General features: G+C 68.8%; 7 protein-coding genes. 5 read left to right on the forward strand and 2 right to left on the reverse strand.

The window, feature by feature from the left end; translation table 11 throughout:
* Positions 1–89 precede the first annotated feature (89 nt).
* A complete protein-coding gene (locus ACIRPT_RS14440; RefSeq protein WP_403826844.1) occupies positions 90–791 on the reverse strand; it encodes a spheroidene monooxygenase in 702 nt (233 codons plus the stop codon).
* A gap of 358 nt (positions 792–1,149) precedes the next feature.
* Between ACIRPT_RS14440 and ACIRPT_RS14445 the strand changes: the two genes are divergently transcribed.
* On the forward strand, positions 1,150–1,782 hold the full coding sequence (locus ACIRPT_RS14445) for a TetR/AcrR family transcriptional regulator (protein ID WP_403826847.1): 633 nt from the start codon (positions 1,150–1,152) through the stop codon (positions 1,780–1,782).
* 89 nt (positions 1,783–1,871) lie between these two features.
* Here the strand turns inward: ACIRPT_RS14445 and ACIRPT_RS14450 are convergent, their stop codons facing one another.
* Positions 1,872–3,551: a bifunctional 3'-5' exonuclease/DNA polymerase gene (locus tag ACIRPT_RS14450; protein WP_403826850.1), complete on the reverse strand. Its 1,680-nt coding sequence runs from the start codon at positions 3,549–3,551 to the stop codon at positions 1,872–1,874.
* Between the two features lie 535 nt (positions 3,552–4,086).
* Here ACIRPT_RS14450 and ACIRPT_RS14455 point away from each other — a divergent pair.
* The 4 genes from ACIRPT_RS14455 (at position 4,087) to ACIRPT_RS14470 (ending at position 6,162) form a co-directional block, all read left to right on the forward strand.
* On the forward strand, positions 4,087–4,335 hold the full coding sequence (locus ACIRPT_RS14455) for a chaplin (RefSeq protein WP_403498895.1): 249 nt from the start codon (positions 4,087–4,089) through the stop codon (positions 4,333–4,335).
* A 249-nt stretch (positions 4,336–4,584) separates the two neighbouring features.
* Entirely contained in the window at positions 4,585–4,995 is a 411-nt protein-coding gene (locus tag ACIRPT_RS14460) for a rodlin (RefSeq protein WP_403827095.1), read from the forward strand.
* A gap of 364 nt (positions 4,996–5,359) precedes the next feature.
* A complete protein-coding gene (locus ACIRPT_RS14465) occupies positions 5,360–5,593 on the forward strand; it encodes a chaplin (RefSeq protein WP_403500595.1) in 234 nt (77 codons plus the stop codon).
* A 272-nt stretch (positions 5,594–5,865) separates the two neighbouring features.
* The gene (locus ACIRPT_RS14470; RefSeq protein ID WP_403826853.1) at positions 5,866–6,162 is read left to right on the forward strand and encodes a hypothetical protein; all 297 of its coding nucleotides are present in this window, start codon (positions 5,866–5,868) and stop codon (positions 6,160–6,162) included.
* The last annotated feature ends 608 nt before the right edge of the window (positions 6,163–6,770 follow it).

The following is a 6,770-nucleotide window of genomic DNA, read 5'->3' on the forward strand; positions in this document are numbered from 1 at the left end:
CTCGGCGATGACGACGCAGGTGACGACGGCGCAGGCGCCGCGGGACCCGAGCGTCCGGGCAGCCCGGCAGCGGCATCGTCCGTACGAGGCTAAGGCGTGCCCGCCGAGTCCGCGACCGCCGCCGCAATCGGCTCCCGGCCGTCCAGCAAGCCCTGCGCCCCGTATGGCCGGCAGCGCAGAAATGCCGCCTCGTGATGAAACGCCCTCGCCTGATGCGCCCTGACTGCCTCCGTGTGCTCCGGCTGCGCGGACCCGTATGCGTACCGGCTCATCGCCGCCACGCTGCGCCAAATCGAGAAGGTTCCGACGAATCGTGGCGGTCGGGCCAGAGCGACGGACGCCACCAGCGACGGATCGGCCGCGGCGCGGCCGGAGGCCTTGGAGTTGGCCCGCAGAAACGGCACCGCGCGGCGCAGTCGCAGCCTCCCGAGGGTGAGGACGGCGACCGGCCCGTCCTCGTCCGCCATGGCCGCGTCGGGGTCGACTTCCACGGGCATCGGGCGCCACGCCCCGGAGACCCGTATCGGCTGGAGCCGTACGTGCCATCCCTCGGCCATCCGCCGGGGCAGCGGATCCTCGGCAAGGAAGCGATCGAGGGCGGCGTCGTCCTCCCAGGCGGCGATCAGGGCCGCCCGCCCGGGGCGCAGCTTGGGCGGGCCGGCCGCTATGCCGCCGGTGAGCGCGGTTTCCGCGTAGCGGAGCCCGGGGACGGCGTCCGGTCGTGGGCGCTCATGCAGCGCGGCCCGTGCGGCGCGCACCCCGAGTTCGGCGAAGTGTATGGAAACGATCATGTGCCCCTCCTTCTCGACGGCCACCGACGCTCATGTGGACCTCCTCCGCTGCTCTCCACCCGCTCTCCCCTGCGCGCCCTGCTCCGCTTGCCTCGCGCGCCTCTCTATACCGGCAACGATTACAGAGAGTTATTAGTTCCTCGAATATCTCACGGTCTGTTGTCATCGTTGGCGGCGGCGGAGGGGAGGGTGCCGCCGGGGAATGTTCAGGGTGGCTAAGTTACTTATCAGTATAACATTTGGTACACCACTGAGTATGATGCATGCTCGCCGCAAGGGCCACCAGAAATCGCGGGCCGAAATGAGCCAGATCGCGGGAGCGGGATGCGTGAGTGGGATGAGTGAGGACGTGAGTGGGATGAGTGGGGTCGACCGGGGCCGGGCCGCTCGCGCCGAGGCCCGTACGCGGATCGAGGACGCCGCCGCTCGGCTGTTCGCGGAGCGCGGCTATGCGGGCACGACCATCGGGGAGATCGCCGCCGAGGCCGGCCTGAGCAAGCCGATGCTCTACCGCCACTTCGACTCCAAGCAGGAGCTGCACCTCGCCCTGCTGGAACGCCACCGCGACGAGCTCGCCGCCGCCCCCCTGCGCGAACTCCTGGACGGTGAGGGAGATTTGGGGGCCCGGCTGGCTGCGATGTACGACGCCTGGTTCGGCCATGTGCAGAGCCATCCGTACACCTGGCGCCTGATGTTCCGGGACACCACCGGCGACCCGGACGTGCAGGCCTTCCACCGCGAACTGCAGCGCAGGCAACGGGAGACCGATATGGCGCTGCTCCGCGAATTCGTGCCCGGCATCCCGGAGGCCGAGCTGGAGCCGCTGGGCGAGGCGATCCGCAGTTCGCTCTACGGGCTGGCGCTGTGGTGGCTGGAACGCCCCGAGCGCCCGCGCGAGGTACTGGTCGCGGCGATGCTGCGGATCACCCGTGGCCTGATCGCGACCGTCGAGTCCCCGGCGGGTGGGCGGGGCGACGACGCCACGGCCTGAGGAGGCCGACGCCCGGATGCGACCGGCGGATGGTGTACGCGAGGCCCGCGAAGTTCGGTCCGCCGTCGGCGATTGCGCCTTACTTCAGTTCACTTCGCCTCGGCATAGCAATCCACCACCGCCGTCGTGAACGGAAAGCGCACCGGTATGTCCCCGAAGGCGATCCGGCCCGCCGCCGTGGCGGCCGTCGCGATGGCTTCGGAGACGGCGTCGGCCTCCTCGGCCGGGCAGTGCACGATGACCTCGTCGTGCTGGAAGAAGATCAGCTCGGCGCGGAACCCGCCCCGGGACAGCGAGTGGCGCAGGGCGGCCAGCATCAGCAGGGCCCAGTCGGCGGCGCTGCCCTGGACGACGAAGTTGCGGGTGAACCGGCCGCGGGCGCGGGCCGCCGAGCTGCTGCCGTAACCGGAAGGCGCGGCCTCCTCCTGGGGAAGGCCCGCCTCATCAGGTGGCGTCACGGACGCGGGCGGGCAGGTGCGGCCCATCCAGGTGCGCACCAGGCGGCCTTCCTCGCCGGCGCGGGCCGCGTCGTCGACATAGGCCACCGCGGCCGGGTACCGGCGGCGCAGATCGGCCATGTGCTTGAGGGCGTCGCCGGACGTCTGGCCGTAGATGGCGCCGAGCAGGGCGAGCTTGGCCTGGGCGCGGTCGCCGCGGAAGGCGCGGGCGGCGAGGTCGGCGTAGAGGTCCTCGCCGCTGCCGGCCACCTCCATCAGGCCGCGGTCGCGGGAGACGGCGGCCAGTATCCGGGGCTCCATCTGGTCGGCGTCGGCGACCACCAGGCGCCACCCCGGGTCGGCGATCACGGCCTGCCGGATCACCTTGGGGATCTGCAGGGCGCCCCCGCCATTGGTGGTCCAACGGCCGGAGACCGTGCCGCCGGGGAAGTATTCGGGGCGGAAGCGGCCGTCGCGCACCCATTGCTGCAGCCAGGACCAGCCATGGGCGGTGTGCAGGCGATAGAGGGACTTGTACGCCAGGAGCGGGGCCACGGCCGGGTGGTCGATCTGCTGGAGCTCCCATTTACGGGTGGAGGAGAGCGAAATCCCGGCTCGGGCAAAGGCCTTGATGATGTCGTTGGGCAGGTCAGGACGCACCCGCTCGCCGGGCCCGAAGGCGCTCGACACCTCTTCGGCCAGCTCCGCCATGCGCCGGGGTTCGAGGCCGCCCGGATAGCGCTCGCCCAGCAGTCCGTTCAGCACCTCGCGGTGCACATCCGCCCGCCATGGCAGCCCGGCCCGCGTCATCTCGGTGGCGATCAGCATGCCCGCCGACTCGGACGCGAGCAGCAGCCGCATCCGCTCCGGGTGCTCGGTCTTCGCCGTACGGGCCACCTGGCCGGCATACACCTCCAGGAGAGCCGTCAGCTCGTTTGTACCGGGCGGCAGCGGCACCGGCCCCGGCTCGAACAGCGACGGCTGGGTCTCGGCGGTCCGTGCCGGCGCGTCCTCCGGGACCGGCAGGCGGTGCAGCCGCGCCCAGGCGGCGGCCAGCGAGCGCGGCTGGCCCGACTGCCCCTCCTCATGGCCGATCAGCAGGGCCTCGGCCGCCTCGACGTCGTAGCAGCGCGCGACCCGTACGCCCTCCGCCAGAAGACGCCGGTAGATCTCCGCAGTGGACCGCCACACCCACCGCTCGGCCTCGGGCCGCGAGCGGATCGCGTCGGCGAGTGAGCGCTCCTCCTGCACCGGTCCGGCGGTCCGGCCGTCCGGGGCAAGCGGGCAGAGACGAGCACCCCCGTCGCCCGTCTCCGCCACTGCCCATCTCATGCCACGAGTCTTGCACCAGGGTCTGACAATCGCCTTGACCTGCGCATTCGACACCACAGCGCCGGTGGCGGCGACCGGCGGCGGGACCGCGTCGATGCCGGCGTCGGCGGGACCCGGCCGGTACGGACGACGAGTCGCCGATCGCGGCCCCGTACAGCGCGTCGGATACGCCGCTGTGCGCCGGCCCGGATCGCTCCATCTGCCGTACGGCGACGGCAAGTTCGGCGGCGGGGGCATCGGCGGTTTGTCGGCGGTTCGTCAGCGGTTTGCCAATTCCGCCACGAGCAATGGCGGCGGGAAGGTGTGTCATGCGCGGATGCCGCTGATAGCCAGGACACCTGCCGATGGCCATGGACAACTGGCATAGGGGCGGCGCTGATATGCGAAGATGGGAATTGGTTGTGCTTCGGGATGGATTGCTGCCACCTTCACCCGGATGCTCCACTACCTCTTTCCGGGTTGATGCGTTGAGCAGCTTGTCGCTCTAGGCGGCGCGTACAGATCCCCGAAATGCTGCTCAGTAAAGAGGTTCCCAGTGAAGCGTGTATCAAAGGCCGTTGTCCTGTCCGCCGCCGCGGGTGTGGCCGTTGTGGGCGGGGCCGGAATTGCCTCCGCCGGCGGGCACGGCGCCACGGCGCACGGAGCCGTCAAGAACTCCCCCGGTGTGCTCTCCGGCAATCTGGTCCAGACGCCGCTCGACATGCCGATCAACGTCTGCGGGAACACCCTCGAGGCGGTCGGGCTGCTCAGCCCGGCGTTCGGCAACCACTGCGTCAACCGCTGATCACCCCTGGCGTCAGGCGTAAGGCCGGTACGTGCTCTCCGTACCGGCCTTCGCGCGCCCGGAACTCCGGCCATGGCCCGAAATCGGCTCAGAAACCGGGGTCCCGTTCGCGGTCGTGGCATCGCTCGGATGCGGTGATATGTGTCTATGGGTACGTGGCATTCGGGTGAATGGGCGAAACCGCTCTCTCCGAGGCGAGTTGACCAGTGCGCTCCGGATACGGGCACTCCGCTTCGAGAAGGGTGAATGGTGATCAAGAAGGTCCTGGCCGCGACGACTGTAGCCGCGTCTGTCGTCGGAATCTCGGCGACGGTCGTCCCCCAGGCGATGGCGATCGGTAACCACAACGGCACCAGCACGGTCAACGGAAACGGCGCCCGGTCGGTGTTCGGCAACTCCACCACTCACGGCAAGCTGAGCCCGCAACTGGAGCTCGTGCAGGGCGCGCTGAACAAGCCCTGCGTGGCATTGCCGGTCGAGGCCAACGTCGCGCACGTCTTCGGTTTCCTGGCGGGCGCGTCGCGGGACGTCAACGTTCTTTCGTCGCCGCAGAGCCAGCGGTGCACGGAGAACTCGGCGCGGGCGAAGGGTGACGAGGCGTTGTCGCGCATCGTGGACAACACCCCGGTTCCGTCCGGTAACGGAGCCCGTAACCACTGATCCGGTCATCGGCCGTACACCGGGGCTGCCGGCTTCCTCCTTGTGGGCGGGCCCGGACGTGCGGTACCTCCCTGCCGACCGTAGGGACAGGAATTCCATGTTCCCTTTTCGGTAGGAATTCGTATTCGGCTTGTCCCTCGCCTGTTCGAACTGCGGTAGTTTTCTCGCGTCGTATGCGCGGTGGCAATCTCCTGAAACGACTTTGCGTCATTCGGGCGATTCTTCGGAAAACTCTGCCGCGGGCGTTTCGTTGGCGAGGGTGAATTGTTATCAATGGTGGCAGCGGAGTTACGGGCGAGCAGGTTTTCGCCCGTGCGACACGATGGTCGTGATCGCTACGGACCCGCTGCAGGAAGGGCTGAAAGTGAAGTACGCAAAGGTCGCTGCAGTTACTGCCGGAACGCTCATGGCAGTGGGCGCGGCTGCGCCGGCGTTCGCCGATGCGCATGCCAAGGGCGGCGCCAAGCACTCCCCGGGCGTCCTCTCCGGCAATGTCGTTCAGGCGCCGGTCCACATTCCGATCAACGTGTGCGGAAACACCGTCGAGTTCATCGGGCTGCTCAGCCCGGCGTTCGGCAACCACTGCCTCAACCGCTGAACGCAAAATAATTTGAGCCAGGTCGCTCTGACCGGCCCCGGCGCGCAGTCCATGCGTGCCGGGGCCGTCGGCATTCGGCGGCAGGACCGGAAACACGAGCGGTTCGCTTCTTTCGGGTGGCGTTGTCAAGAAGGTGGAACTTCAGAGTTTCTCCGGGGGGCGGGACTCGTTAGTCAGGGCGAAAGCGGTGATCCGAGCAGCGAAGTGTTTGCTCACGCGGCGCTGGTGTCGCGAGCCCATCAAGCACCGCCCCGAGAAGGGACAGCGAAAAAGTGAAGTACGCGAAGTCTGCCGCGATTGTTGCCGGTTCTGTCATGGCGATCGTTGCGGCCGCCCCCGCTTTCGCAGCCGGCCCCACTGCCCCGCGCCCCGTGACCCCGCGCATGGGCCTCAACGGCGGTCTGGCGGACGTGCTGCACAACGAGCCGCTGGACGGCCGCCAGGTCGCGCCGCTGGTCAAGACGGTCAAGGCCACGGCGAAGACCGTGAAGGCCAAGAACTTCCTCCGTGGCAACAAGGTCAATGGGGCGCAGCAGTCGCTGCTGGGTGGTCTGCCGCTTCCGAAGTAATGATCGGGCGGGGCGTGATCTGAGATTCGCTGTTCGCTTTCGGTCCGGTGTTCCGGGTGAATTGCCTCGGCGGGTCCCATGCGGAACCCAGATCGGCAAGACGGTCCGGCAAGGCGGATCTGGGTGCCTGCTTCTTTGAGTGAATGAGTATCGCCCGGCTCGGTACGAGGCGCTGTCACACATTTTGGATGACATCCCGGCTCTCTCCGGGAACGGCAAGGGCTTCCATATGCCCGCCGGATAGGACCCGGGCCGCCCAGATCTCCTTCTTCTGGGCGGCCCGGATTTTGCTGTTTATGGGGAGGGTCAGGTGTGGGCTGAGTGTGATAATCGACCGAGGGTCGTGGCATTGTTATTGGGTCGTGACGGAAAGAGGTCGCGGCGTTCGTTATTCAGGGCGTGTGGAGGGACGCATGTCAATGCCCTTGCGAGATTGATGGGGTTGCCGGGGCATTGGCATGCCCGCCGGAAACGTGAACTTCAGCGCAGCACAATCGGGCCCGGGGCCCCCGCGGGGGGGCGGGGCCCCCGGTGTTTTCGGGGGGCGGGGCAAGCCCCCGGGGGGGGGGGGGGGGGGGGGGGGGCCCGGGGGGGGGGGGGCGGGCGCC

It is taken from the genome of Streptomyces sp. NPDC101227 (assembly GCF_044767545.1).
In the GTDB taxonomy this organism is placed as follows: Bacteria; Actinomycetota; Actinomycetes; order Streptomycetales; family Streptomycetaceae; genus Streptomyces.

Bases quoted from the DNA above. Each gene is read 5' to 3' on its own strand.
- ACIRPT_RS14445 (WP_403826847.1), top strand. From the start codon at position 1,150: ATGAGTGGGGTCGACCGGGGCCGGGCCGCTCGCGCCGAGGCCCGTACG.
- ACIRPT_RS14440 (WP_403826844.1), bottom strand. From the start codon at position 791: ATGATCGTTTCCATACACTTCGCCGAACTCGGGGTGCGCGCCGCACGG.
- ACIRPT_RS14450 (WP_403826850.1), bottom strand. From the start codon at position 3,551: ATGAGATGGGCAGTGGCGGAGACGGGCGACGGGGGTGCTCGTCTCTGC.